This window comes from Paenarthrobacter sp. NCHU4564 (assembly GCF_052156435.1).
In the GTDB taxonomy this organism is placed as follows: domain Bacteria; phylum Actinomycetota; class Actinomycetes; order Actinomycetales; family Micrococcaceae; genus Arthrobacter.
Genome location: NZ_JBQLIS010000003.1, coordinates 195,868 through 222,053 on the forward strand (window position 1 = coordinate 195,868; position 26,186 = coordinate 222,053).

Here is a 26,186-nt window from a genome sequence, read left to right on the forward strand (position 1 = left end):
TGATGCGAGCAATGGTTTATCGCGGCCCATACAAGGTCAGGGTCGAAGAGAAGGACATTCCCAAAATCGAGCATCCGAACGATGCGATCGTCAAGGTCAGCGCGGGCGCCATTTGCGGCTCCGACCTGCACCTGTACCACGGCATGATGCCGGACACCCGGGTTGGCATGACCTTCGGTCACGAGTTCGTGGGAACTGTCCACGAAGTGGGCTCGTCCGTGGAGAACCTCGCCGTAGGCGACCGGGTCATGGTGCCGTTCAACGTGTACTGCGGTTCGTGCTACTTCTGCTCCCGGGGACTGTACTCGAACTGCCACAACGTAAATCCGAACGCGACGGCGGTGGGCGGCATCTACGGCTACTCACACACCTGCGGTGGTTACGACGGCGGCCAGGCCGAGTTCGTCCGCGTACCATTCGCGGACGTGGGACCTTCAAAGATTCCCGAATGGATGGAGGAAGAGGACGCGGTCCTGCTGACCGACGCCCTGCCCACCGGCTACTTCGGCGCCCAGCTTGGGGACATAGTGGAAGGCGACACCGTAGTGGTATTCGGCGCCGGCCCAGTGGGACTCTTTGCCGCCAAGTCCTCTTGGCTCATGGGCGCGGGACGGGTGATCGTCATTGACCACCTGGAGTACAGATTGGAGAAGGCACGCAGCTTCGCCCACGCCGAGACGTACAACTTCACCGAGTACGGCGACATCGTGGTGCACCTCAAGAAGGAAACCGACTTCCTGGGTGCCGACGTCGTTATTGACGCCGTGGGGGCCGAGGCCGACGGAAACTTCCTGCAGCACGTCACCAGCAGCAAGTTCAAGCTCCAGGGCGGCTCTCCCATCGCCTTGAACTGGGCCATCGACTCCGTAAGGAAGGGTGGCACGGTCTCGGTGGTAGGCGCCTATGGTCCGCTTTTCAGCGCCGTGAAGTTTGGCGACGCCATGAACAAAGGCCTGACCCTGCGCATGAACCAGTGTCCTGTGAAACGTCATTGGCCCCGGCTCTTCGAGCACGTCCGCAACGGGTACCTGAAGCCGAGCGACATTGTCACGCACCGCATTCCGCTTGAACATATCGCGGAGGGCTACCACATGTTCTCCGCCAAGCTGGACAACATCATCAAGCCGCTGGTTGTCGCCGACCAGTCCTGAAGGGAAGCGCATCTTGACTGAAACAGCCACACCATACGTCGCCAGCAAGTCTGGCTTGAAGGAGTCCGCAGAGGCTTTGCGGGCTCGTATCCCGGGGTGGGGCGCCGACCTCGACCCCACTGACCGCCCCTCCTACCCCCGCGAACAACCCGGCATCGAGACGGGTGCGCGCTGGGATTTCCCGGAACGCCAGCCGGAGAAATGGCCGCGTGAAAGGTCGGTGGAACACGCCTTCCTGCCTCCGGTTTTCGGGACGTCCACGCCTCCGGCCGGAGTCTCGGGAGCTATCCGGAAGTACGCCTACAAGTACAGCGAGGGCCGGGCAGCCCACTGGCTGCTGCTCGTCGCAGCAGACAGGGTTGACGCGTTTGAGCACCACCTCCGCTCATTCGCCACCCTTCGGCCCGACAACCCCATTACCGAGACGGGGGTGCTCAGTGAGTTCACCCGTGGAGGGGTCCGTTCCCGGGTGGGACAAAAGCGCACCGACCTCAGCCACCAGTGGATGGATCCGATCATCGTCGGCGCACCCTGGGTCCTGGCGGCAGGAGGCCTCGCAGCCATCCTGCTCCGTGGATTGCGGAAACGCAGAGCCTGACAGGCCCGGCAGCGCTTGCCATACAGGTGCCACCAGCAGACACATGCTGGTGGCACCTGCACGTCAGCCTCCGACCCCTTCTTGAAGGGTTGCGGGATTCATGACTGGAAGCAGACCAAGGAAGGGATAGACGGCAGGACCACTGCTGCAGGGGCCCACGCTGATACCCCTGTTACGCCGCCTGACCCCGCCTTGCCCTGCAAAGGCTCCTGCCGTCTAGGCTGGCTTTGGCACAACTCCCAACCGAGGATGACGGAGAACACCATGACCGAAACAAGTACCAAAGCCCGCGCAGAACAACTGAAGGCCCTTCATGAGGCACCGGAAATCCTGAGCGTGGTCAACGTGTGGGATGCCGTCAGCGCAACCACCATTGCCGCCCTCCCGGAAACCAAGGCAATCGCTACGGCCGGGCACTCCATCGCATCGGCGTTTGGCTACGCCGACGGAACCATGCCGCTGGATGTCGCACTGGGCGGCGTGGAACGAATCGTCAAGGCAGTTGACCTCCCGGTCACCGCAGACCTCGACGACGGTTACGAAGACCCTGCCGAAACCATCCGCCGGGCGATTGCGATCGGTGTGGTCGGTGCCAATGTGGAAGACCGCTTGCGGCCCTTCGACGAAGCTGTCTCCCGCGTGCGGGCCATCGTCAAGGCAGCGGACGATGAAGGCATTCCCTTCCAGTTGAACGCACGTACCGACGCCATCGCCAGGGGCGGCGACCGGCCGATCCAGGAAAGCATCGACGACGCCATTGCGCGTGGCCGCGCCTTCCTCGATGCCGGAGCCTCGCTGGTCTTCGTTCCCGGCGCCCTGACGCGTGATGTCATCGAACCGCTGGTGGAAGAACTCGGCCACGGCAAACTTTCCGTGATCGGTGCACCGGGAGCACTGCCGGCCGCAGAACTGCAGCAGCTCGGAGTAGCACGCGTTTCCTACGGACCTTTCACCCAGCGTGTTGCGCTGCGTGCCCTGCAGGATCTCGCCACGGACCTGTATGGCTCGGGCGTCATCCCGAAGGACACCCCTGCACTGAACTAGGACGCAGTCCAGAACGCCGGAGCCGCAGCCCCATCACAAAAGGTAACCTCCCGCCGTCGTGCTCTGCTGGTGGGCATATCGTGGGCAGTAGCCGCCGCCAGAGACGTGAAGGGAATCCGCATGCCCAAGCCCGACCAGCCGCTCCTCAAGCTTGGCTTCCTCACTATCGGCCTGTTTGATCCCGCTGACCCGGCGGCAGGCCACAGGTCCACGCTGGAGGTCATCGAACTCGGGGAGCGGCTCGGGTTCGACAGCGCCTGGCTGCGGCACCGGCACCTGCAGTTCGGAATTTCGTCCCCCGTGGCCGTGATGGCCGCCGCCACCCAGCGCACGTCCAGAATTGAGCTGGGCACGGCGGTGACCCCGCTCGGCTGGGAAAACCCGCTTCGCCTGGCGGAGGACCTGGCCACGGTGGACCTGTTGAGCGGTGGGCGCATCAACCCCGGAGTCAGCGTCGGGGAACCGATGAATTACGACACCGTCAGGCACGAGCTCTACCCGGACACCGCCGGCACGGAGGACTTCAGTTACGCCCGCGTGGAACGGTTCGCGCGGCTGGTCGCGGGAGACAAAGTCAGGGACTTCTCCGGTAAGCAGGGGGTGGTGGAGGAGTTCTCCAACCGCGTGGAACCGCACTCCCCCGGTCTCCGGGACCGCCTGTGGTACGGCGCCGGCAGCCTCAAGTCAGCCATCTGGGCGGGAGCGAACGGCTTCAACCTGCTCTCCAGCAGCGTCATCTTCCCCGAAGAAGGGCAGGAGCCGGACTTCGCCCGTGTCCAGCAGGCGCAGATCCGTGCCTACCGCGAAGCATCCGGCAACAAGGGTCGCGTGTCCCAAGGCCTGGTGGTGATCCCCACCGACTCCGCAACAGATGCGCAGCGAGAAAAGTACCGGCGCTACGTGGACGAACGCACGCCGCGCACCACAACGCCGCAGGGTCCCAAGCGCATGATGTTCGCCCAGGACCTTATTGGCACCAGCGGGGAAATCGCGGATCAGCTCTACGCCCACCAGGGCTTCCAGGAAGTCGACGAGGTTGCCTTCGCGCTGCCGTTCAGCTTCGACCACGAGGACTACGTGCAGATCCTGACCGACATCGCGGAAAAGCTCGGCCCGGCCTTGGGGTGGAAGCCGGCGGGCTGATCAGTCCACAAACTCCGATTGCGTCTCGATGAAGTCCCAGTCCCGCTCCGTCAGCCCGCCGCCGAGGCTGTCCGGGTGGGGTCCGCCGGCCTCGGCAATGTGTTGCAGGACCTGTAGCGGGAGCTCCTCGGCGCGCAGGTTTTCGCGCAGCCATTCCTTGCTGGCCAAGGGCAGGTCCAGCCACCACATGAAGATTTCCATCGAACGCCACCTTCCACTGGAGACCCGGATCAACACCCCGGATTAACCGTAGGACGGGCCGGATTCACCAGCAAGAGTTCCCGGCAAACCCTTGTAAGCAACCCGGTCCAGGGCCAATCTGTACGTAGGGCCCGGGCAATGGGCCGCTACAAGGGACCCGCGATGGACTGTGACATCGAGCTGGAGATCGGCGCCGGCTCTGCACGCGGTGAATATACGGTGCACGTGGTCCGTGCGCCGGCGGGAGGCCACGCCTCCGGCGTCTTCACCCTGGATGTCGACGCGATTATTGAACGGCTCCCCCAGTTGGAGGCCACGGTCCTCGCGTCTGCGGTCGCGGCCCGGAGGACGCTGCCGGTGGCCGAGGTGGCGGTCCGGGACGTGGGCCGGCAACTCTTCCAGTCGCTGTTTACCCGCGAGGTGTACGGGACGTACAGGGCCAGCCTCGGCGCGGCCCAGCACGCCGGCCAGCAGCTTCGCGTGGTGCTGAGGCTCGCCGCGCCGGAGCTTGCGACCATGCCCTGGGAGACGCTGTTCGACCCCGAAACGGAAACGTACCTCTGTCAGACCGAACCCTTGCTGCGCCACGTTCCTGCCCCGGATTACCATCAGAATCCGCTGGATGTTGCTCCCCCACTGAGGATCCTGGGCATCGTCGCCTCGCCCCGCGACCTCCCTGCCCTGGATGTCCAGGCGGAAAAGGACCACCTGGGCCGCGCCTTGGCCGGTCCTGTGGACGAGGGGCGGGTGGAACTTGTCTGGACCAGGAGCGGCACGTGGGACGACATCCAATCCACGCTGCTTTCCGGACCGTGGCATGTGGTGCATTTCGTGGGTCACGGCGACTACGACTCACGCACCGACGAAGGCAGGATCGCTTTGGTCGGCCAGGATGGCCGCGCGGCCATGGTGCGTGCCGTCAGGCTCATGGCCCTCCTCAGCGTCGCCGCACCGCGCCCGCGGCTGGTGGTCCTTAACTCCTGCTCTTCAGGCGAGATGGGCCAGAGCGATCTCTTCTCCGGCACGGCATCATCACTGGTCAGGAGCGGTATCGGGGCCGTGGCTGCCATGCAGTTCGCCATCAGCGACTACGCCGCCATCGCCTTCGCCCACGGCTTTTACGCAGCCATCGCCAACGGCCGCACCGTTGATGAGGCCGCACGGATCGGCCGTATCTCCGTAATGGCCAGCCCGGACGGCACCCTCGAATGGGTCACGCCCGCCCTCTACGTCCGGGGCGGTTCCACGCAACTGTTCACCCTCAACGGCACCCCGCGCGCGGCTGCTTCTGCGGAAGGTACGACGCCGGTACGCACCGTACCGGCCCGGCCCACCCCAACCGATCAAACCGCGACGCCGGCCGGCACCTTGACCGGGCAGCCCGCCTTCGCACCGGGGCAGGACGTCCCGCACCAGCAGGCGCGCCCCGCCCGGGAAGCGGACCAACCGGTCCCTGCACAAGATGCAGCCGAAGCCCGCAAGCGTGCTCAGTTGCGTGCACTCTACGTCCAGGCATCAGCGGAGTTGCGGGCACGGCGTTTTGAACCGGCCCTTGAATTGCTGGAGGACCTCCTGACCCTCGAGCCGGACTACCGGGATGCCGCAGCTTTGAGGGACAACGCCCGGAAACGGCTGGAGCTGACCATGGCCTACCGTGCGGCGCTGGAAGCCGAGGAGGCCGGGGACTGGCTGGCTGCCGCAGATGGCTTTGCACAGGTCGAGGACGACCCTGCCTTCCCCGACGCGGCCCAGCGAAAGAGGGACTGCGAGCGCCGGCAACGCGTCTCAGACCTTCAGGGTGAGCTGCGCTACCACTCGTCCCTGGGTGCGTGGGAGGCGGTGGTGGACGTCGCACAGGAACTGGCCGGAGTGGATCCGAAGGCTGCCGACCCGGATGGTCTTGCCACGGCTGCCCGGGCGGAACTCCGGAAGACCGAGGACTCGGAAGGGGCCGCCCCGGCTCCGGAAGAGGAAGAACGTGGATCCTTCACGGCCATCGACCTCCCGCCGCGAAAACCCCGCCCGTCAGCACCGACGGATCCAGCCGCCGGTACCCGCCCCACCACGCAACCAACCCAAGCCAAGGCACCCGCGGGAGTTCCGCCGTCGGGCGTTAAGGGCGTTAAAGAAGCCGTCCGGAAGGAACCGCCGCAGTTGGCCGCTTCCCCGCTGGCCTGGGCCGGTGCTGTGCTGGCGGCCGCAGGCGCGGTTGGCGCAGGTTTCGCGGTGTTCTTCATCTGGTTCGACACGTATTTCTGGCAGGACGTCGGCGGCGACATCGTGCTCCGCATCATCTACGGCGTGGTTACTGCCTTCGGGTATCTGCTGCTGGTCATCGCCGGGCTGCCGGACAACACCGGCCAGGGTCGCCTGGCGATGGCCGGACTGGTGCTATCGCAAGGGGTCTTCGGGCTGGCGGGGCTCAACTACACGGTGGAAGCGGCCACGGTCTACGGCAGTTTCGCGGTGGCAGCATTCGGCCTGTGGGCGGGTTTGCTGGCCATGAAGTATCCGGCGCAGCAGACCCTGGCCTGGCTCCTGCTGCTGCCCACGGTGTTGCAACCCATCATTTGGATCCAAGGGAAAGGCGTTTTCATGGAGAGCTGGTACATGACGCAGGCGTTGCCGTTGCTGCTGCATCTGGTGCTGCTGTGCGGTGTTGGTATTGCGTTCTTTGTGAATGCCCGGCGCCTGCGGCCGGCTGTGGGTGCGGGAACCGCGCCATGAGTCGGCTGGTGGAGTTCAGCACCCACGACGGCGGCACGGTGGTCGTGGAGGTGGCGAGCACCGCCGGGAGCCTGGTGACCAGGGGTGGTGACCACGTCGGGGACCACTCGGGGGTTTTTGCACGGGCGCAGCAGACGTTCGAGCGTGCCCTGGCGCATGTCCGTCCCGCCGTGCAGGGTGTGATCGATGAACTGCTGAGCCTGGAAAACCGGCCGGACCAGGTGAGCGTGGAGTTCGGGATCGACCTTCATGCGGAGGCGGGTGCGTTCATTGCTTCGGCCAGCACGGCGTCCAACTTCAGGGTGAGCCTGACCTGGAACAAACCTGACCCGCCCGCCCCACCCCCCTCACCCAAGTAGGTCGCATTAGTGCGCGTTTTGAGCGCTCATAACGCGCACAAATGCGACCCAGTTGGGTGAGCGTGCGGCCTGTTCAAGCACATGCCGCGGCGCAACAATGTAGGTATGGCTGCCGAGAATTTCCGTGGACGGATTCCGCTGGTGGTGGGTGTCCTGCCGGATCAGCACGTGGAGGTCCTGCAAACCGCCCGGACCTTGGCCGAGCAACTCGGCGTGCCCTTGGTGTGCGCATACGTGGACGAGGCGAGCTACCTGGTTGAATGGGATCCCTCCCGGGAAACCCACAGGATGTCGCTGCATCCAGAGAAGGACGACGAAGACATTGCCGCCATGCGCGGTGATCTGGGACGGGTCATCGGAGAAGCCATGGATGGCGGTTCCGCCGACTGGACCCTGCGCTTGCTGGCCGGTGATCCTGCCCGGGCCCTCGGCCGGCTTGCGGCTGACATCGATGCTTCCATGATCATTGTCGGCACCCCGGAACCCGGCTTGGGGCACCGCATTTCCGAGGCGTTGAATGGCTCTGTGGCCGCGTGGCTAAGCCATCATCAACGCCGTCCCGTGCTGATCGTTCCCCAGAAAAGGCGGCCGGACAGCCCACCGAGAAACTAAAGTGAAAGTACTTATTCATGTGGGTGGCAATGCCGTCCCGGCCCACGTAGAGTAATGACTGCAGGTCAGCGAAAGCGCCTGCTCAAAGGCTGCTCCGGAGTGCGTATCCCCCAATAACGCACTCCGGAGCTTTTTGTTTAATACCCGGCGTTTCCATGGGATCGTGGCGTACCGCCACCACCTTCTTTGACGCACAAACGGCCCCGACACGCCGCTGGGACGGACGTGTCGGGGCCGTTTCGGTTCAAAGTTGGTGGCGACGGTACAAGCGTACGACGGCGGCACTCACCTCAGGCGCGAAGGCCTACCTCACGAAGGTGTACAGGAGGGCCGCCATCCCGAAGCCCACAATGGACAACACCGTCTCAAGCACGGTCCACGTCTTCAGGGTGTCCTTCACGGACATGTTGAGAGAGCATCGGGCAACCACCGACGCTCTCTCACCTAAACCCCCTTTCTGGGGAACGCTCTCGCACCTCCCGACGCGTTGAGCCGACGCTCTCTCACCCAACGGGAAGCCCGACGGCGGCACTCGACCTGAGTGCCGCCGTCGGGGTTTTAAGGGTGGTTGGCCAGGGGCCGTGTGCCGCCACCACCTACTTTGGCCCGGCTCCCCAGACGACACGCCGACTTTTCCCGCGACCTCGACGGCGCCGGGCTTCAAAGTTGGTGGTGGCAGTACGGCGCTTACGGTTCCGTTTAGTCCGGCGGCGTGTCTGTGGGCTGCTTCTTTGCGCGGCCCCTAAATCCTAGGATCAAGAAGGTGGCTCCCATGGTTGCAAAGGCTATCCAGGCCGGGTTTCCGATGACGGCCATGGCCACCGCAAGGACTGCGAAGACGATGCCCACAGGCAGGAATGCCGAGCCCCCGCGTTGATCCTTGTTCGCCGTCGGCCCTGATGTTTGCTCTGTGTCCCCATTCACCCTTGTGAGGCTACGGTCCCTGCGCCCGCGGCGCAAAGTCCGGCTCAGGAAGCGAGGCGCTTTGGGGTGAGGTTTGGCGGGACAGCCGGGACCCGTTGGCGTTTGGCGTACACGCGGGAACGCTGGCTGGAAAGTGCCAGCAGCACCAGAATGTCAGTGGCCAAGCCCGCCAGGCCGGCTTCCAGGGTGATGCTGGTGGTTCCGGTGGAGGCATCAATGGCCTGGACCACGATGGAGACCGAGCTCAGCCCCATCGCGATCACGCGCGCACCATTGCTGCCAAGGAAGATCCGCCATGCCAGGAACACCTCACCCAAGCCGAACACCAGGACGGCGATACCCACGAAGGTGACTGCCGCCGTCGTGGTTTGCGCATCCGCCGGACCGTCTCCAAGGGTGACATCGGCTAATTCGCTGGAAGAGGAGAACAACGTGACCGCCAAAGCGAGCGCGGCGAGCGCCCTCACCACCACAAGGGCGGCACCGACGATCGTGGGGGCGGGCCGACGGTCCCGGCTGTCCGTCTGCTGCGGCGCGTTGGGGACGGACACCGGAACCGAGCGGGCGTCGACGACGGGAAGGTCACCGTCCGTGGAGATGGAATCGCCGCCCCCATTCCGCGAGTGGTAACCCGTGGAGAAGTCCTTAATGACCCGCACGGTGACCGCAGGCTCGCCCTCGGACACTGTCCGGACAATGTGGTCGCGCTCAACGTCGGTATTCTGCTCGATCTTGTGCGTGATCTGCAGGGTGAACAGGGAGAAGCCGACGCTGCGGTCGTAGGTTCCGGCCGCAAGCCAATCCACCTTGTGTCCACCAGGGAGCATCCACCCCTCGGGGCAGCGCCAAAAGCGCACATGGTGCCGTTTGCCGGGGTTGTTGTCCACTTCCTGCTGGTACGCGAAGTCCTGTTGCCGGTCGAAAAGGTACAGCGGACTGACCGGAGCCTGCTCGTAGCTTTGCCGCAAGAGCGTGGAGGTGACGATGCGGCGGCTGCTGGCAAAGGTGACGTCGTCCGCGATGGTCCAGCCGGCACGGTTCATGATGGCGTGGATCTGCCGTTCGGTCCCAAGGAGTGCCACATTGACGGGATCACCAAGCAGTCCGTCGCTGGTCCGGGCCCGGCCAATGAAATAGCCCGGCACATAGATCGTGGTCAGGATCCGGTGGAGGCGCGGCAAAAGCAGGTAGGCAAGGAACGCCCAGAACACCAACCAGGACCAAAGCTGGCCCCAGCCGAGCTGGAGGCTTTCGCCCGCCAACAGGAATGCCAGCCACACGGCAGCTGCTCCGGCCAGGACAAAGAAACCGTGGTCCAGCCACGTGTCCGTGGCTTCCTTGCTGGGTGCCTTGTACATGGATGCTCCCCCGGATTGCGTTCCTTAAGCTTCGGGGTTGTGAAGTGGGATGTACATGGGTGGCTCGACAAACAGCTGCCAAGGATGCTTAGCATGAATACGCCCGGCAAGCCTGGGTACGTGACCTCTTGAACGACCCCTCGGACGGTCGCCGTAGACGCGGTGGCCACGTAAAGGAGAATGCTGTGCGGGAGCCTGTAGTCAGCGAGCGTGTGTCGGAATCAACTGCGGGGCCTGCGGAAGCCCCCAGCCAAGCGGAGGACGTGGAGGCAACGGAAGAAACCCCGGCCAGCGACGCCGCCGAGATCACCTTCGACGAACAGTTCTACCCGGCCCGGCCCAAGGCACTGCGGCCCATCGCCCGCCGTCGCCAGTTCTTTGCCGCCCGTCCGTCGCTGGAACTGGACGGCCGCAACGCCACCTATGTCGACTGGTTGCGCAACCAGTCCATGCTGGGCGACGCCAACACCTTGGCGCGGCAGCTTTCCGGGCAGGCCAGCATGTGGCAGAACGCCTACGCCCGTCCCAACCCACGGTCCGCGGTCGAGCGTGCACCTGTCTGGTTCACCGCTTACCCGTTGTCCTTCATTACCGGCGATGGCCAGTCCTTCCTCTCCGCCCTGGGCGATCCGGAATTGTGGGAAGCCTTCCGTGAAATCGGCATCCGCGGTCTCCATACGGGTCCGGTCAAGCTGGCCGGCGGCATCAGTGGATGGTCGCAGACGCCCAGTGTTGACGGGCATTTCGACCGCATCAGCATGGCGATCGATCCTGCCTTCGGCACGGAGGAAGAGTTCCGCCAGATGTGCGAGGTTGCCGCAGACCACGACGGCACGATCATCGACGACATTGTCCCGGGTCACACGGGCAAGGGAGCCGACTTCCGGCTCGCCGAAATGAACTTCCGTGACTACCCCGGCATCTACCACATGGTGGACATCCCGGAGGAAGACTGGCACCTGCTGCCGGACGTTCCCGAGGGTGCGGACTCGGTGAACATCAGTCCCGAGGCCGAGAAAGCGCTGCAGCAGGCCGGGTACATCATCGGACGCCTCCAGCGCGTCATCTTCTACGAACCGGGCGTCAAGGAGACCAACTGGAGCGCCACCCGTCCCATCGTGGACACCACCGGCAAGACGCGCCGCTGGGTCTATCTCCACTACTTCAAAGCCGGGCAACCGTCCATCAACTGGCTTGACCCCACCTTCGCCGGCATGCGCCTGGTGGTGGGCGATGCGCTGCACTCACTCCTGGACCTCGGAACCGGCGCCCTGCGCTTGGATGCCAACGGATTCCTGGGTGTGGAAAAGAGTGCGGAAGAGCAGCCGGGCTGGTCCGAGGGCCACCCCTTGTCCGAGGCCGCGAACCAGTTGATCGGTTCGATGATCCGCAAGGTGGGGGGTTTCTCCTTCCAGGAACTCAACCTGACCATCGACGACATCAAAGCCCAGTCGGTGTCCGGCGCCGATCTGTCCTACGACTTCATCACCAGGCCGGCGTACCACTACGCACTGGTCACTGCCGACACCGAGTTCCTGCGCCTCACCATCAAGCTCGCCATGGAGATCGGCGTTGATCAGGCCTCCCTGGTCCATGCGCTCCAGAACCACGATGAGCTGACCTACGAGTTGCTGCATTTCGCCGCCGGCCACCGGGAAGACATCTTCGAACTCGGCGGTGAGGAACTCACCGGAGCCGAGGTGGCGGAGAAGGTCCAGAACACCATGCGCGAACGGCTGACCGGGGAAAACGGTCCCTACAACGCCGTTTTCACCACCAACGGCATCGCCTGCACCACCGTCAGTTTCATCATGGCGGCCCTGGGCATCAAGGATCCCGAGGCCATCACCAAGGAGCAGGAAGCCCGGATTCTCGACGCGCACGTGCTGTTGTCCATGTACAACGCCCTGCAGCCGGGCGTGTTCGCGCTCTCCGGCTGGGACCTGACCGGTGTCACCGCCCTGGATCGCAACAGGGTGGCCGAACTGACCTCACAGGGTGACACCCGCTGGATCAACCGCGGCGCACACGACCTCATGGGAACCAGCCCGGAAGCCAAGACCTCACTGGCGGGCATGCCCCGCGCCCGGAGCCTCTATGGTTCACTGCCTGACCAGCTCAAGGACCCGGAGTCCTACGCGCGGCGGCTGCAGAAGATCCTCACGGTGCGTGAGGAATCGGGCATCGCCACCAGCACGCTCCTGGATGTCCCGGACGTTTCACATCGCGGCCTTCTGGTCCTGGTCAACCAGCTTGGTTCCGGGGCGTTGGAGGTGACGGTCCTGAATTTCTCGGACCAGGACATCTCCGGCAGCATCCAGTCCCCGCACCTTGTGCCAGGATCCATCGTCCACGACCTCTTCAGCGGCGAGGACGTGGGCCAGGTGGACGATCTCCACAGCTTCTTCCTGGAACTGGGTGCCTTCCAGGGGACGGCATTGGTCTTGAGGGAGCCGGTCGCAGAGGACGAGCCCGCCGAATAAAGCGCTCGACGCCGGTACTCAAGCCGGGTGCCGGCGTCGGGTTTTGGCGTCACCCGCCAAGTCCTGGCATGCCCTGGTCGGCAGCCCGCACATCCTCGACATAGACGAGCGGACGGCCGTCCGAGCACACTCCCACGGCCTTTGATTCCAGCTCGATCCCTCCGAACTGGATGACGTCACCCATGCTGAAGGATTTTCCGTCGGGCATCACCAAGCCTTTGTCGGAGACTTTGGTGCCGGTGGGGAATAGGAAGCCCTGACCGATGCAGCCGTTCTGGTCCGCGCCAAGTTTCAGGTGCCGAAGAACATCCGGACGCATCTGAATGCCCTCGGTCATTTGACGGTCGATGTCCGGCGTGGAAACGGCCACCGTCCCTGCACGGCCGGTAACGATCCCGGCCTCAACTGTCGGCAAAGGGGCGGGCGTCACCACGGGCATCGGCGGAAGGTCGGTGGATCCTGTTTCCGGGGCAATACCAGGCTCCGTGGCAGGAGTTTCTGCCACACCCGGCGCGGGCACTCCGGCCAGCGGTGCCGGCACGGCTGACATAACGACTCCGGCAAACACCGCAGCCGTGGCCGCCACCAGCCCAATCCCCGCCGTCACCCGAAAACGGCGGGACGAAGGCCGGTGGTGAAGATCCGCCCCGGAGGCGTTCACGGTGAGCTGGTCAGCATCACTGTGCATGACGGCCAGGCTTTTCCGGCGGCTGCGGACCAGGTCTTCTTCGGTGACCAACATGGCCGGATCGGCTGCCGTGAGGCGGTCAAGCGCTGACATCTTCTTACTGCTCATTGCTGGCGTTCCTCCGTGGCTTGATCCGACAGCAGCAGTCGGCTGAGTTCCTTCCGTGCCCTGTGCAGGCGCATCCTTACCGCCGGCGCGGTGACATTGAGCAGGTGGGACACCTCGGCGGAGGTGAATCCGTCCCAGTACGTCAGCAGGAGAACCTCGCGGTCCTCGGCTGTTGTTATTCCTTCTGTCCGACGCCGGAAGTAGCGGTAAACCTCGTCATGGCAGGCTGTGTGGGCTGCGAGAAAGCGCTTCTCCCTCGCTGTCTCCACGCGATCTCCTTGGCCCGTTTGCAAGCTCATAACCGGTTAATGTCCGGCAATCCGAAAAATGTAACGGACTTTCCAGATCTACCCGCCAAGGCTCGACGCCGGCACTCGCGTTGAGTGCCGGCGTCGTGGTTTACCGGTGGCCGGCCAAGGCGCGGCCTGGCGTCAGTCGCCTACGGCGTCGCGGCCGCGGCGGACGATCAGGGGATCGGCAGCGTAGACCACGGACGTGTCCTTGTCCTCATAGTCGAACTGGTTGAGGAAGTAGCGCATGGCGTTGATGCGGCCCCGCTTCTTGTCGTTGGACTTGATGGTGGTCCAGGGCGCGTGGTCGGAGTCAGTGTGGAGGAAGGTCTGTTCCTTCGCGTCCGTATATTCGTGCCACCGATCCAGCGAAGCGAGGTCCATGGGCGAGAGCTTCCACCGACGCACCGGGTCGATCTGGCGGATGGCAAAACGGGTCCGCTGCTCCTGGCGCGTCACGGAGAACCAGAACTTGGTGACGTGGATTCCCGCATCCACCAGCATCTTTTCGAAGACCGGCGCCTGACCCATGAACGTGGTGTATTCGTCCTCGGTGCAGAAACCCATGACGCGTTCAACGTTGGCGCGGTTATACCAAGAGCGGTCGAACATCACGATCTCACCGGCCGTGGGGAGGTGCTGGACGTAGCGCTGGAAGTACCACTGGCCTTGCTCACGGTCGGACGGTTTCCCGAGTGCCACCGTGCGCGCGGACCGGGGATCCAGGTGCTCGGTAAACCGTTTGATGGTTCCGCCCTTGCCGGCCGCGTCCCTGCCCTCGAACACGATCACGTGCTTAAGTCCCAGGTCCTGCCCCCAGTACTGGAACTTCAACAGCTCGATCTGCAGGCGGTACTTTTCGATCTCGTACTCCTCGCGGGTCATCCGTTGTTCGTACGGATAGTCCTCGTGCCACGTTTGCACTGCGGATCCGCCGGGATCAATGAGGTCCGGGTCCTCGCCCTGCCCGCCGTTGATGGTGTAACCCAGCTCCACCAGGTGGTCGATGGTTTCACGCAGGTTGTCCCGGACCCACCAATCGTCAAGTTCCGTAGTTGGCGGGGTAGCGTCCGTCATGCGTTCCTCCTGGTCGGCCGATCTCTGCGTCAGGCTTGTGCGCGGCAGCCTAGCAACTGATGGTGAAGGAAACATGAACGGGCCCCGGCGCGGGGCGCACCGGGGCTGGTACCGCCGTCGGGGCTGTTCCTGCCTTCCGACTCCCGGTAGAATCCGGGCCACGACCACGGTAACCGGCGCGGTGGGGGGATTGCGGTGAAACCTGTTACAAGGGGCGCGGGCCACGGCTTCAGGCGTGTCCTGCTTGGCGCATTGGCCACGGCGTTGTTGCTGGCTTCCAGCCTTACCGGCGGTCCTGCAAACGCCGACGACGTCACTCACCGGGTGAACGCCGGGTCCGGTGCCGCAGGGGTTGCGGTCAATCCGCTCACCAACACGGTGTACGTTGCCACCCGGACCGGGGTGACCGTGGTGGATGGTAAGACCCACGCCACCAGGACAGTGGCGCTGGGTGGGGCGCCGGCGGCGATAGCCGTGAATGCGGCCAGCAACAGGATCTACGCCAGCATGACCGGCAGCGGAACGGTGGCGGTGCTCAACGGCGCCACACTCTCCGTCACCAAAGTGGCCGTAGGTCCGGAGCCGAAAACCGTCGCCGTCAACCAGCTCACCAACAAGATATATGTAGCTACCAACGCAGGTGTTTCCGTCATTAACGGAAACACCAACTCCACCGTCGCCATCGGCATGGACCGGCCGTCCCAGCTGGTGGTCAATCAAGCAAGCAACCGGGTGTATGCCGTGGCCGGCGGGCTCAAAGCGATAGACGGCATCACCCACGCGGTGACGTCCATCCCGCTGGGCAACAGCGTGCTGCCCATCAGGGAGCTTGCACTCACCCAGTCAAACAACAAGGTCTATGTCGCCTCAAGCCTCCGGTCGACCATGGTGCTGGAGGTTGTCGACGGCGCCACCAACGCCGCCACTGTCCTCTATTCCGACTCCAACTCCTACCCGACCGCACTGGCTGTCGACGAGACGGCGAATACCGTGTACCTTGGCCGCTCACAGAACAGCGGGTCCGCAGCCTTGCCGCAGACAGGCGTGCTGTCGATCTTCAGCGGGTCAGGCACCAAGCACGTGCCCACCGGGTCGGCTCCCGGGGATGTTGCCGTCAACCGCATGACAAAGAAGGCATACCTCAAATTGGGCGCAGGGGCTGGAGTCTACGACCCCGCGACGTCGGCGCTGTCCACGTTCAGCACAGGCCCCGTCAATGATCTCGCGGTCAACTACGTCACCAACAAGGCATACATCACCACGTCCCAGGGTCCCATGGCAGTGATCGACGGCGACATGCCCACCCCACTGAAAAACGACTTCAGCGGGGACCGCACATCGGACCTCCTTGCCATCGACCCCCAGGGCTTGCTGTGGCTTTATCCCGGCAACGGCGCCGGCGGATGGCTCCCCCGCGCCCAGGTGGGCTCCGACTGGAACCCGATGACCGCCGTCGTCAGTCCCGGCGACGTCAACGGCGACAGGAAACCTGACGTGCTGGCCCGGGACAGTGCCGGCTATCTGTGGATGTATCCGGGCAATGGTTCCGGCGGATGGCTGCCGCGCTTGCAGGTCGGTTCAGGCTGGAATGACATGTCTGCCCTTGCCGCACCGGGCGACTTCAACGGCGACGGCCACCCGGATGTCCTGGCCCGCGACGGCTCGGGAACATTGTGGCTGTACCCCGGAAACGGCAAGGGAGGATGGTTGCCGCGGGCCAGCCTTGGTACGGGCTGGAATGCAACGACCGCGATTCTGGGGCCGGGTGACTTCGACACGGACGGTGCGCCTGATGTCCTGGCCCGCGACGGCTCGGGAACGTTGTGGCTGCACCCCGGGAACGGCAAGGGAGGATGGCTCAGCGAACGCCGGCAGGTCGGCCAGGGCTGGAATGTGATGAATGCACTCGTTGCGCCTGGTGACTTCAACGGAGATGGCCGGCCGGACGTGCTGGCACGGGATGCCGGCGGTGCGCTGATCCTGTATCCGGGAGCTGGTGCGGGCGGATGGCTTCCCGTTTCCCGGGTTGGGCAAGGCTGGGAGTTCATGCGGTTCCTTTTGTGATCTCACTTCTTGGCCACAGCTGGGAATATACCCCCCGGGGGTACTTGATCCGGTACCCCCTGGGGGTATATGTTGGTTTACATGACCAACGCAGACCTCACCCAACCGGGTGCGCTGCCCACCGTGGAGGTGGATCTTGAACATGCAGCACCCCACGGTTACACGGGCAACAAGGACGCCTACCTGCGCCGCCTGAAGCGCATAGAAGGCCAAATACGGGGCATCGCCCGCATGGTCAATGAAGACAAGTACTGCATCGACATCCTCACGCAGGTGGCTGCAGCCACCAAGGCGCTGCATGCGGTGAGCCTGGGACTCGTTGAGGAGCACATCGGCCACTGCGTGGTGGGTGCCGCCTCTGAGCCGGACCCCGACCTTCGGGCCGAACATATCGACGCCAAGGTGAAGGAGGCTACCGATGCCATCGGGCGCCTGCTGCGGTAACTCCGCCGGAACACACCACTCCATCCAACTCTCAACCAAGGAGCGCATCATGAGCGAGCCCATCCAGACCAACATCAACGTTTCCGGCATGACCTGCGGTCACTGCGTATCCAGCGTCAGTGAAGAACTCGAGGCACTCAGCGGCGTCCAGGACGTCAAGGTGGACCTCAATCCCGGCGGCCTGTCCGCCGTGACCATCACATCCACCAGCGAGCTCTCGCCGTCGGAAATCGGCGAGGCCGTGGCTGAAGCCGGCTACGTGGTGGTAGCCAACCAGGCATAGGAGTTTCTGTTGACCAACCAGGAGATTTTCAGCAAACCCGATACCCGGGTCGTTGAACTCGACATCCAAGGCATGACGTGTGCCTCATGTGTCAATCGAGTAGAACGGAAGCTCGGCAAGCTTGAGGGCGTCGAAGCAACCGTCAATCTTCCCCTGGAGTCAGCCCATGTCACCGTCCCGTCGACCGTCACGGATCAGCAACTCGTAGACACGGTCAACGCCACGGGCTACAAGGCCACCATCCGCCAAACCCCTGCCGCGCATGCGCGCCCGCAGCCTGGGGAGCCTCCGCACCCTGAGCAGCCTCCGCAGCCTGGGCAGCCTGAGCAGTCCGATTACCCTGACCAGCCCGAACATGCGGGACACAAACCCACAGACCACCAAGCACACCAGAACCACATGGACCACGGCCCCGCGGCGTCCACCCTGCGCCCCAGGCTCGTCCTTGCCGCGATCCTCACAGTCCCGGTCTTTGCCTTGTCCATGATTCCGGCCTTCCAGTTCCCGCACTGGGGATGGGTTGCCGCAGCACTCGCCCTGCCTGTGGTGAGCTGGGCGGCATGGCCCTTCCACCGGGCCGCTGCAGTCAATGCCCGGCACCTCGCCTCCACCATGGACACCCTGGTGTCGATTGGTGTCATCGCGGCCTATCTCTACTCAGCGTGGCAGTTGTTCAGTGATCCCCGGATGACCGAGCACCCAGGCATGGAGAGCATGTCCGGAGGAGGCCTGTACTTTGAGGTTGCCGCTGTGGTCACCACCTTCCTGCTTCTGGGCCGCTATCTTGAAGCCAACGCAAAAGCCAAAGCAGGCAATGCCCTGAAGGCACTGCTGAACCTTGGCGCCAAGGATGCCACCCTCCTGGTGGACGGCCGTGAGCAGAAAATCCCTGCCGACCAGCTTCTGGTGGACGACGTCTTCGTTGTCCGCCCGGGCGAGAAGATCGCCACGGACGGGGTTGTCACAGCAGGTGCTTCAGCCGTCGATGCCTCCCTGGTCACTGGTGAATCCGTGCCAGTGGACGTGGGACCCGGCAGTTCGGTCACCGGAGCCACCATCAACACCTCGGGCCGTCTCCTGGTGCGGGCCACCCGCGTCGGGGCTGACACCACGCTGGCCCAGATGGGACGCCTGGTCAGCCAGGCCCAGACGGGAAAGGCACCTATCGCCCGACTGGCTGACAGGATCAGTTCCGTGTTCGTGCCGATCGTACTGGCCATCGCCCTCGTCACTTTCCTGGCGTGGCTGATCCTGACCGGCGATCCTAATGCAGCGTTCACCGCCGCAGTCGCGGTACTGGTGATTGCCTGCCCCTGCGCCTTGGGCCTGGCTACACCAGTGGGCCTTTTGACGGGCACGGGGCGGGGAGCCCAGTTGGGGATCCTCATCAAGGGGCCACAGGTCCTTGAGGATACCCGCCATGTTGACACGATCCTGCTGGACAAGACGGGGACAGTCACCACCGGCCAACTGGCCGTGGACCACACCACTGCCTTGAACGGCCACTCCCCCGCCGATGTCCTGACACTGGCGGGCGCTGTGGAAGCCGCCTCGGAACACCCCATTGCGCAGGCGATCGCTTCTGCCGCCCACGCCGCGATTCCCGGGTCCGCAACCCTCCCGCACGTGGACGGATTCACCTCCGCACCGGGCGGTGGCGTCCGCGGCACCGTCGCCCTTGATGGCACCACGAGGAGCGTGGTCGTTGGACGTACCGGGTGGCTCGAGGAAAACTCCATCACCGTGGACGCCCAACAGCGTGAAGCCCTGACGGAGCAGGAGAACCTCGGAGCTACCGCCATCTGGGTAGCGGTGGATGGTCAAGCGGCTGGAATCATCAGCCTGACGGACACCATCAAGCCCGGTTCGGCCGCCGCCATTCAGCGGCTCAAGGACCTTGGAATCCGCCCCATGCTGTTGACCGGCGACAACGCTGCAGTGGCCGCGCAGGTGGCGGCCGCCGTCGGAATCCCGCAAGGGGACGTGTTCGCAGGAGTGCTGCCCGAAGGCAAAGTGGAAGCCGTCCGGAAGCTCCAATCAACCGGCGCTACCGTGGCTATGGCCGGCGACGGCGTGAACGATGCCGCAGCGTTGGCACAGTCGGATCTCGGCATCGCGATGGGCTCAGGCACGGATGTGGCCATCGAGGCCTCGGACCTTACGGTGATGGGCAGCGATCTGCACCAACTGGTGCAATCCATCGAGCTGTCCAGGAAGACGCTGGCCACCATTAACACCAACCTGTTCTGGGCCTTCTTCTACAACGCGATCGGCATCCCGGTGGCAGCGGTCGGTCTGCTGAATCCGATGATCGCGGGCGCAGCAATGGCTGCAAGCTCGGTGCTGGTGGTCGCCAACTCCCTGCGGCTGCGCTCCTTCGGGAAGTAGCAGCCACTGCAAAAACAGAGGTCCGGGCTAGGCCGTTCCAAAACGGACGGCCGCCCGGGCTTTCGCCTTGGCCGCTTCGTCGTCGCGGTTCTTGGCAGGTGCGTGGCTCACCAGGGAGTCCAGCAAGTGCTGCGTAATGTGGGCGATCTCGTGGACAGCCTCGGCGAAGGCTTCCTCATTGGCCTTGGAAGGTTTGGTGGAACCGCTGATCTTGCGCACGTACTGCAGCGCTGCGGCCTCCACTTCCTCCGTGGTGGCACGCGGTTCAAAGTTATGGAGGGTCCGGATATTGCGGCACATAAACCCATGCTAACCATGGGCAGACGTGCATGGGGAGGGGTGCCCATCGACGATGTTCGGAATCCCGGGATAGGTTTTAGGTATTGGATCTTCCGGATGAGCCGGAGGCCGCTGGGGATGCCGAAGAGCTCGGGTCCGAACAAAGAAGGAGATATCTCATGGCTATTTGGGGTGCAGACGTTGAACAGCTTCGCCAGCTCGGCAACAAGCTGAAGGCCGGTGCCGAGAACATCGAGCAGCAGCGCTCCCAGCTCAAGGGCGCTCTTGACGGCACCGACTGGAAGGGCCCGGACGCTGACAAGTTCCGCGGCGAGTGGGACAGCCAGCACGCTTCCAACCTGAAGAAGGTGGCTGACGCCCTCCGCGAAGCCGGCGACCGCGCTCAGAAGAACGCCGAGCAGCAGCAGCAGGCTTCCAACTAAGACAGTTGGGAATGCCCCGGACGCATGGTCGTCCGGGGCATTTTGCCTTTTAAGCGTTCTTGGCTTGAAACCGCGTTTCGTGGCTCAGGCCGCTGCGAGCTAAGTGCGCGGTCCCTTGGTGACGGGCCCGGATGGGACCGGTTCGACGTCGTTGGCGTGGTCAAGCACCCGCGACGCCTCCGTGTCGGCCAGGGACACACCACTGCGCCGATCACCCCGTAGTTCGTCAACACGGACCAGGACAACGCCCCCAACGATCAGCGCCCCACCCATCAGCTGGATCGGCCCGGGCAGCTCACCCAGCAGGAGCCAGGCCCACACGACTGCGAACAAAACCTCGGTCAGCGACACGAACGAAGCGACTTTGGAACCCAGGCTGCGGGCTGCCATGATGCCTGAGACGTAGGCCAGCACGGTGGCAAGGATGATCAATCCCGCGGCCGAGACCCACCACGGCGTGGTCCACGGGCCGAGCTTGGTGTCGGCAGTGTTGAAAGACATGGGCAGCAGCCCTGCCAGGCCCACCAACCACATCACGCCGGCACCCACCACCAGCCCGCCCGAAGCGAGCACCAATGGCGGCAGTGTGTCGTTTTCCTTGGCAGTGATGAAGAAGTAGATCACCAGGCAGACAGCCGCGGCCATCCCCCAGAGCACGCCGATGAAGTCCACCTTCACGGCACCCGTCAGGTCGAGAACCAGGACCAGGCCGCCCAGGGAAAGCAGCGCGCCGATGGACGTGAGGGCGCGGGGACGGCGCCGGCTCGAGATCCACAGCCACAGCACGATCATCACCGGTGCCAGGTACTCAAGCAGCAGCGCAACACCTACGGAAAGCCGGGCCACGGCGTTGAAGTAAAAGAGCTGGCAGCCCGCTACACCGATCAGGCCAAACAGCAGGATGGTGAGCCAGTTGTCCTTGAGCTGGTGCCAGCGGCCGCGCAAAACCACGACGGCGGGAATCGCCAGGATCAGTGCCGCACCTGTGAGGCGCACGGCAACGGCCGCGCCGGGTGACCAGCCGGTTTCCAGCATGGACTTTGCGAACGAACCGGAGGTGCCGAAGACAGCGGATGAGAAGAGGGCGATGCCGAGTCCCGATGCGAGGAAACCCTTTGCATCAGCCGGGGTCATTGCAGCTGACACAGCAGCCTCCTGTCAGGAGTAAAGTGGGCTTATGGTCATGACATTACTCCCGAACCATGTAAGGAGTCAAAGTGCTTTTTGCGCCTGACACTGAGGTTGCCCTCCGCAGCGTCGTCAACCTGGTCAACACTGCCGCGAACGGCGAAGAAGCATTGGCCACCCCTGCCGACCTGGATGCGTTCCTTGCAGCCGAGCAATTCTCCGGTTCACGCACCCACGACGCTGCCGAGCTCCGCAGCATCAAACGCCTCAGGAGCGAATTGGCAGCACTCTGGGCCGCCGAGGAAAATACCGCCGCCAAGTCAGTGAACAAGCTCCTGGCCGATGCCAAAGCCCTTCCCCAATTGGTCAAACACGATCACTGGGACTGGCATCTTCACGCCACAACCCCGGAAGCACCACTCGCGGACCGCATGGGCACGGAAGCCGCCATGGCCATCATCGACGTCATCCGCAGCAAGGAAATGGACAGGATGCGCGTCTGTGCTGCCGACGACTGCGACGCCATTCTGCTCGACCTCAGCCGGAACCGCTCAAAGCTCTACTGCGATACCGGCAACTGCGCCAACAGGGCCCACGTGGCGGCCTACCGCAAAAGGAAAGCCGCCCAGGGGGACTAGCTCCGCATTGACGGCCGGCAGACTGCGCTACCGGAGCAACCAAGGCTGGCGGGAAAACAAAAGCGCTCCCCCACCAGAAGTGGAGAAGCGCTGGGACTCAGCGGTCGGCGTCGGGGTTTTCCGGCTGGTCCGCGGCACCAGGCGCGGGCGAACCGCCATGGCCCGGACGCTTGGAGCTGAGGTTGACGCCGGACCCCTTGCCAAGGTGCTCGGCGTTCTCCTTGTGGCTCATGGACAACATCGCTGCGATCACGAGGCTCACGATAAACGCGATTCCCGCGCCCGTGAAGGCGAGGTCGAACCGCGGAGCCCGGGCGCTGCCGCCGGACGCGAAGATCAGCACGGCGAAGAACGCGAGGACGCCGAAGAACGCGGAGAACATGAGCGGTCCCTTGACCGAGGTCCGCATCTTGCGCGGTTCTCCTGGTGTCTGGTCAGCCACGGTCATTCCTCCAATGATGGCGGGACTGTTCGGTTCCCGCCCGTTTTGCAATAGTTCTACAGCCAGTAGAACGTCCAGCTACTAGTTTACGGCCTCCGGGGAAGCGCCGGGCGCATGGTGTCCGCTACGCGACCGCATATCGTGCCGCAGGCTCAGCCCGGACAGTATCCACAGCACACCGGCAATGATGGCGCCGCCCCCGGCAACACCCAGAAGCGCGTGCGCACCAAGCCCGATAAAGAACGGTAAAGTCACCGCCGTGCCCACACCCACAATGCCGGAGATCAGCCAGTCGCGGGCCAGCTGATCGCGCTTGCGCAGCCCCTGCACGAGTTCGGCCACGCCAAGGACGCCCAGGGCAACAACCGCGGACAACGCAACACCGGCGTCTGACTGGGTCACCAAGGCACCCACTCCGCCCAGCGCTACAACCACCGGAACTACAACCGGAAGAGAGCGCAGCATCCACACGGCACCGGCAGTGGCCAGCAGGTAGAGACCCGCAGCCCAGGCAAGGACCTGCACCGACGGGCTGCTCCAAAAAGCTGTCACCACGCCAAAAACCAGCGCAATCACGGCCCGGAGCAGCACGGGCTTCCAGAGATCAGCTGCAGGAGCAGAAGGAGTCCGGGACGAATTTGCGGGGAGAGTCACCCGTCCAGTTTAGTGCGAACCCAGCACCACCCACTGATCGGTCCTCGCACGCACCCCCAGGGTCACTCCCCGCGCCAGCATGTAGCCCAGCGCAAACGCGAGCCACAGCCACACCAGCCCCGCCGCGCCGTCGGGCTGCGTCAAGTGGACCGGCGCCAACAGCGGCAAGTAAACAGCAAGATTCACGACGCCGGCAATCGCCAGATAGCGTGCGTCACCTGCCCCGATGAGCACCCCGTCCAGCACGAACACGTACCCCGCGAGGGGCTGGCCCGCCGCGAGGACCCACAGGGCAAAAGTCAGGGCGCTGATGACGCCGGCGTCGGAGGTGAAGACGTATCCTGCCCACGGTGCAGCGATCGCCAGCAAGACGCCAGTGATCACTCCGAACCCGAGGCCCCAACGGACCATGGTCCGGGTCAGCTCCCGGACCCGCACCGCGTTCCCCGCGCCCAGTTCCTTGCCGATCAGGGCCTGGGCCGCAATGGCGAGTGCATCAAGCGCGAAGGCCAGGAACGAGAAAATGGTCATGGCCAGCTGGTGCGCCGCCAGGTTCACCTCGCCCTGGGCGGTCACAACCAGCACCGTCGCCAGGATCGCCAGGCGCAGGCTCAACGTTCGGAGCATCAGCCACGAGCCCACCCTCGTCAGGGCGCGGATGCCGCGCCAGTCGGGCCTGAGGGAGACGCCATGGTTCCGTGCATTGCGGCCCACCATGACCAGGTACACCGCCGCCATGGCCCACTGCGCAATGCTGGTACCGATTGCCGAACCGGCCACGGACAGATCGAGCCCATAAACCAGGAACCAGTTGAGGGCGATGTTGAGGGCAAACCCCGCAGTTGCCACCAACAGCGGCGTGCGGGTGTCTTGCAAACCCCTGAGCACACCGGTTCCGGCGAAGATCAGGAGCATTGCCACCAGTCCGGGCATGGACCAGCGCAGATAATCGACAGCGAAGTCCCGCACCTGTCCAGTGGCGCCCATCAGGCCAACAAGCGGCCCGGCCATGATCCACCCCACGACCGCCAGCACCACGCCCAGCAGCACAGCCAGCCACACGCCGTCGCGCCCTGCAGCCAAAGCCTTGCCGAGCTTCCCGTCACCGATCGCCCTGGCGACCGCAGGTGTGGTTGAGTACGCCAGGAAAACCATCAGGCCTACAGCCGTATGCAGCACAGTGGATGCGAGCCCCACGCCGGCCAGCTCTGCCACGCCCAGATGGCCCACGATCGCGGAGTCAGCCAACAGGAACAGCGGCTCGGCAATGAGGGCTCCGAAGGCCGGGACGGCAAGGCGCAGGATTTCGCGGGCATTGGATCGGGCGGGAGTGGTTGTGGTTTCAGGCACTAAACAAGGGTAGACCGCTGGACGGCGGGTACATTTGGGGCGTGTCACACGAGCATCCCGTCACTGTTTCCGTAGCCCGCACCATCCTTCCCGGCTATACACGGCAGGCCAACGCTTGGGCACATGCCGGCCAGGAGCTGGCCCGCGAATGGCCCGGATACTTGGGGTCGGGCTGGGTTCGGAATGGCGACGATTCCACGGAATGGCACATGCTGTACCGCTTCTCCAGTGCTGACACCCTGCAGGCTTGGGAGCAGTCGGAGGAACGCCGGTGGTGGATCGACAGTGCCCGGGACATGATGGAGACCACGCGGGTGGAGCGCCGCACCGGCATCGAGGGCTGGTTCTCGCAGCCGGGGGATGTCTCTGTTGTGGTTCCGGAGACCGTGGTGCCTCCGCGCTGGAAGCAGGCCGTCAGTATCTTCCTGCCATTTTTCCCGCTGAGCCTGCTGGCCAACTTCCTCCTGCATCCGCTCACACAGGACTGGCCCTTGGTTTTGCAAGTACTGCTGACGATCGTGATTCTGACGCCGCTGATGACGTACATTTTCCTACCCATCACCACCCGTTTGTTACAGCCGTGGTTGCAAAGGCCGCGTGGGAAGCGTCACTTTAAGTCGTGATTGGTTGACTCTTCAACTTTTATTCGGGAGGGTTGAAGACATGAACAAGTCCACCCTGACCACCACAGCCCTGACCATCCTGCGTGTTGTTGCAGGATTTCTCTTCGCCGCACACGGTTGGCAGAAGTTCAACGAATTCACCATCGCCGGCACGCAGGCAGCCTTCACGCAGATGGGCGTCCCCGGAGCTTCCGCGGTAGCACCCATCGTCGCCACTTTGGAACTCGTGGGCGGGATCGCGCTGATCGTCGGCCTTCTGACCAGGGTCTTCGCGGCGCTCCTGACCGTCAACATGCTGGGCGCTTTGTTCCTGGTGCACGCCCCCGCCGGCGTCTTCGTCACCAATGGCGGATACGAACTGGTGCTACTCTTCGCAGGAGCTGCCCTGGCACTCGCCCTGGCAGGCGCAGGCCGGATCTCCGCCGACAACGCCCTGTTCGGCCGCCCGGGCTCCAAGCTCCGCGTCCTCGCCTAACCACCCCACCCCCCGACGCTCTCTCACCTAACACCCCCTTTCCACCGACGCTCTCTCACCTAACACCGCGAAAACGCCGATGCTCTCTCACTTACCTGAAGAAAGTGAGAGAGCATCCGGCTCACGCTGCCGATAAGTGAGAGAGCATCCGGCTCACGGCGCCGTTAAGTGAGAGAGCATCCGGCTCACGCTGCCGATAAGTGAGAGAGCAT

At 64.1% G+C, this 26,186-nt stretch carries 27 protein-coding genes; 16 read left to right on the forward strand and 11 right to left on the reverse strand.

What is annotated here, in order from left to right; translation table 11 throughout:
- Positions 1–2 precede the first annotated feature (2 nt).
- From ACSVIE_RS04920 to ACSVIE_RS04935, 4 genes are all read left to right on the forward strand, one after another.
- A complete protein-coding gene (locus ACSVIE_RS04920) occupies positions 3–1,151 on the forward strand; it encodes a zinc-dependent alcohol dehydrogenase (protein ID WP_442423190.1) in 1,149 nt (382 codons plus the stop codon).
- 13 nt (positions 1,152–1,164) lie between these two features.
- Positions 1,165–1,749 carry a hypothetical protein gene (locus ACSVIE_RS04925; RefSeq protein ID WP_442423191.1) on the forward strand — a complete coding sequence of 195 codons (585 nt, stop codon included), beginning with the start codon at positions 1,165–1,167 and terminating at the stop codon, positions 1,747–1,749.
- A 264-nt stretch (positions 1,750–2,013) separates the two neighbouring features.
- Positions 2,014–2,793 carry an isocitrate lyase/PEP mutase family protein gene (locus ACSVIE_RS04930; RefSeq protein WP_442423192.1) on the forward strand — a complete coding sequence of 260 codons (780 nt, stop codon included), beginning with the start codon at positions 2,014–2,016 and terminating at the stop codon, positions 2,791–2,793.
- A gap of 120 nt (positions 2,794–2,913) precedes the next feature.
- Positions 2,914–3,936: an LLM class flavin-dependent oxidoreductase gene (locus tag ACSVIE_RS04935; RefSeq protein WP_442423193.1), complete on the forward strand. Its 1,023-nt coding sequence runs from the start codon at positions 2,914–2,916 to the stop codon at positions 3,934–3,936.
- On the opposite strand, the gene ACSVIE_RS04940 is transcribed toward ACSVIE_RS04935, so the two are convergent.
- Positions 3,937–4,137, reverse strand: coding sequence for a hypothetical protein (locus ACSVIE_RS04940; protein ID WP_426004892.1), 201 nt, complete (start codon positions 4,135–4,137; stop codon positions 3,937–3,939). It abuts the gene before it with no gap.
- A gap of 138 nt (positions 4,138–4,275) precedes the next feature.
- On the opposite strand from ACSVIE_RS04940, the gene ACSVIE_RS04945 reads away from it, so the two are divergent.
- From ACSVIE_RS04945 to ACSVIE_RS04955, 3 genes are all read left to right on the forward strand, one after another.
- The gene (locus ACSVIE_RS04945; protein WP_442423194.1) at positions 4,276–6,864 is read left to right on the forward strand and encodes a CHAT domain-containing protein; all 2,589 of its coding nucleotides are present in this window, start codon (positions 4,276–4,278) and stop codon (positions 6,862–6,864) included.
- A complete protein-coding gene (locus ACSVIE_RS04950) occupies positions 6,861–7,223 on the forward strand; it encodes a CU044_2847 family protein (protein ID WP_426004894.1) in 363 nt (120 codons plus the stop codon). The genes ACSVIE_RS04945 and ACSVIE_RS04950 overlap by 4 nt, the downstream gene beginning before the upstream one ends.
- 105 nt (positions 7,224–7,328) lie before the next feature.
- Entirely contained in the window at positions 7,329–7,835 is a 507-nt protein-coding gene (locus ACSVIE_RS04955) for a universal stress protein (RefSeq protein WP_442423195.1), read from the forward strand.
- 304 nt (positions 7,836–8,139) lie between these two features.
- On the opposite strand, the gene ACSVIE_RS04960 is transcribed toward ACSVIE_RS04955, so the two are convergent.
- Positions 8,140–8,241 (reverse strand): GntT/GntP/DsdX family permease, encoded by a 102-nt coding sequence (locus ACSVIE_RS04960; protein ID WP_442423196.1) that lies wholly within the window; start codon positions 8,239–8,241, stop codon positions 8,140–8,142.
- 562 nt (positions 8,242–8,803) lie between these two features.
- Positions 8,804–10,117, reverse strand: a complete 1,314-nt coding sequence (locus tag ACSVIE_RS04965) for an LssY C-terminal domain-containing protein (RefSeq protein WP_442423197.1) — start codon at positions 10,115–10,117, stop codon at positions 8,804–8,806.
- 185 nt (positions 10,118–10,302) lie between these two features.
- Between ACSVIE_RS04965 and treS the strand changes: the two genes are divergently transcribed.
- A complete protein-coding gene (treS, locus tag ACSVIE_RS04970) occupies positions 10,303–12,600 on the forward strand; it encodes a maltose alpha-D-glucosyltransferase (RefSeq protein ID WP_426004899.1) in 2,298 nt (765 codons plus the stop codon).
- A 49-nt stretch (positions 12,601–12,649) separates the two neighbouring features.
- Here treS and ACSVIE_RS04975 read toward each other — a convergent pair whose 3' ends face one another.
- The 3 genes from ACSVIE_RS04975 to ppk2 form a co-directional block, all read right to left on the reverse strand.
- Complete coding sequence (locus ACSVIE_RS04975; RefSeq protein WP_442423198.1) at positions 12,650–13,396, reverse strand: hypothetical protein; 747 nt, start codon at positions 13,394–13,396, stop codon at positions 12,650–12,652.
- Positions 13,393–13,665, reverse strand: coding sequence for an RNA polymerase sigma factor (locus ACSVIE_RS04980; protein WP_442423199.1), 273 nt, complete (start codon positions 13,663–13,665; stop codon positions 13,393–13,395). The genes ACSVIE_RS04975 and ACSVIE_RS04980 overlap by 4 nt, the downstream gene beginning before the upstream one ends.
- A gap of 162 nt (positions 13,666–13,827) precedes the next feature.
- Positions 13,828–14,763: a polyphosphate kinase 2 gene (ppk2, locus tag ACSVIE_RS04985; RefSeq protein ID WP_426004902.1), complete on the reverse strand. Its 936-nt coding sequence runs from the start codon at positions 14,761–14,763 to the stop codon at positions 13,828–13,830.
- A gap of 195 nt (positions 14,764–14,958) precedes the next feature.
- Here ppk2 and ACSVIE_RS04990 point away from each other — a divergent pair, with 195 nt between their 5' ends.
- The 4 genes from ACSVIE_RS04990 to ACSVIE_RS05005 all read left to right on the forward strand — a co-directional run bounded on the left by ACSVIE_RS04990 (position 14,959) and on the right by ACSVIE_RS05005 (position 19,942).
- Positions 14,959–16,827, forward strand: coding sequence for an FG-GAP-like repeat-containing protein (locus ACSVIE_RS04990; protein ID WP_442423200.1), 1,869 nt, complete (start codon positions 14,959–14,961; stop codon positions 16,825–16,827).
- 81 nt (positions 16,828–16,908) lie between these two features.
- Positions 16,909–17,271 (forward strand): metal-sensitive transcriptional regulator, encoded by a 363-nt coding sequence (locus ACSVIE_RS04995; protein ID WP_442423201.1) that lies wholly within the window; start codon positions 16,909–16,911, stop codon positions 17,269–17,271.
- A 49-nt stretch (positions 17,272–17,320) separates the two neighbouring features.
- Positions 17,321–17,554, forward strand: coding sequence for a heavy-metal-associated domain-containing protein (locus tag ACSVIE_RS05000; RefSeq protein ID WP_426004906.1), 234 nt, complete (start codon positions 17,321–17,323; stop codon positions 17,552–17,554).
- Between the two features lie 9 nt (positions 17,555–17,563).
- Positions 17,564–19,942 (forward strand): heavy metal translocating P-type ATPase, encoded by a 2,379-nt coding sequence (locus ACSVIE_RS05005; RefSeq protein WP_442423202.1) that lies wholly within the window; start codon positions 17,564–17,566, stop codon positions 19,940–19,942.
- 27 nt (positions 19,943–19,969) lie between these two features.
- Here the strand turns inward: ACSVIE_RS05005 and ACSVIE_RS05010 are convergent, their stop codons facing one another.
- A complete protein-coding gene (locus ACSVIE_RS05010) occupies positions 19,970–20,242 on the reverse strand; it encodes a DUF2277 domain-containing protein (RefSeq protein WP_426004909.1) in 273 nt (90 codons plus the stop codon).
- Between the two features lie 158 nt (positions 20,243–20,400).
- On the opposite strand from ACSVIE_RS05010, the gene ACSVIE_RS05015 reads away from it, so the two are divergent.
- Entirely contained in the window at positions 20,401–20,664 is a 264-nt protein-coding gene (locus ACSVIE_RS05015; protein WP_426004911.1) for a WXG100 family type VII secretion target, read from the forward strand.
- A gap of 99 nt (positions 20,665–20,763) precedes the next feature.
- On the opposite strand, the gene ACSVIE_RS05020 is transcribed toward ACSVIE_RS05015, so the two are convergent.
- Positions 20,764–21,810: an EamA family transporter gene (locus tag ACSVIE_RS05020; RefSeq protein ID WP_426004912.1), complete on the reverse strand. Its 1,047-nt coding sequence runs from the start codon at positions 21,808–21,810 to the stop codon at positions 20,764–20,766.
- 71 nt (positions 21,811–21,881) lie between these two features.
- Between ACSVIE_RS05020 and ACSVIE_RS05025 the strand changes: the two genes are divergently transcribed.
- Positions 21,882–22,430, forward strand: coding sequence for a CGNR zinc finger domain-containing protein (locus ACSVIE_RS05025; protein WP_426004913.1), 549 nt, complete (start codon positions 21,882–21,884; stop codon positions 22,428–22,430).
- Between the two features lie 97 nt (positions 22,431–22,527).
- Here the strand turns inward: ACSVIE_RS05025 and ACSVIE_RS05030 are convergent, their stop codons facing one another.
- The 3 genes from ACSVIE_RS05030 to ACSVIE_RS05040 form a co-directional block, all read right to left on the reverse strand.
- Positions 22,528–22,878 carry a hypothetical protein gene (locus ACSVIE_RS05030; protein WP_426004914.1) on the reverse strand — a complete coding sequence of 117 codons (351 nt, stop codon included), beginning with the start codon at positions 22,876–22,878 and terminating at the stop codon, positions 22,528–22,530.
- A gap of 75 nt (positions 22,879–22,953) precedes the next feature.
- Entirely contained in the window at positions 22,954–23,526 is a 573-nt protein-coding gene (locus ACSVIE_RS05035; protein ID WP_426004915.1) for a hypothetical protein, read from the reverse strand.
- Positions 23,527–23,535: 9 nt separating this feature from the next.
- Entirely contained in the window at positions 23,536–24,876 is a 1,341-nt protein-coding gene (locus ACSVIE_RS05040) for an MATE family efflux transporter (RefSeq protein WP_442423203.1), read from the reverse strand.
- Between the two features lie 41 nt (positions 24,877–24,917).
- Between ACSVIE_RS05040 and ACSVIE_RS05045 the strand changes: the two genes are divergently transcribed.
- Together ACSVIE_RS05045 and ACSVIE_RS05050 are read left to right on the forward strand one after the other, a co-directional pair.
- Complete coding sequence (locus ACSVIE_RS05045) at positions 24,918–25,499, forward strand: antibiotic biosynthesis monooxygenase (RefSeq protein ID WP_426004919.1); 582 nt, start codon at positions 24,918–24,920, stop codon at positions 25,497–25,499.
- A gap of 40 nt (positions 25,500–25,539) precedes the next feature.
- The gene (locus ACSVIE_RS05050) at positions 25,540–25,974 is read left to right on the forward strand and encodes a DoxX family protein (RefSeq protein WP_426004920.1); all 435 of its coding nucleotides are present in this window, start codon (positions 25,540–25,542) and stop codon (positions 25,972–25,974) included.
- The last annotated feature ends 212 nt before the right edge of the window (positions 25,975–26,186 follow it).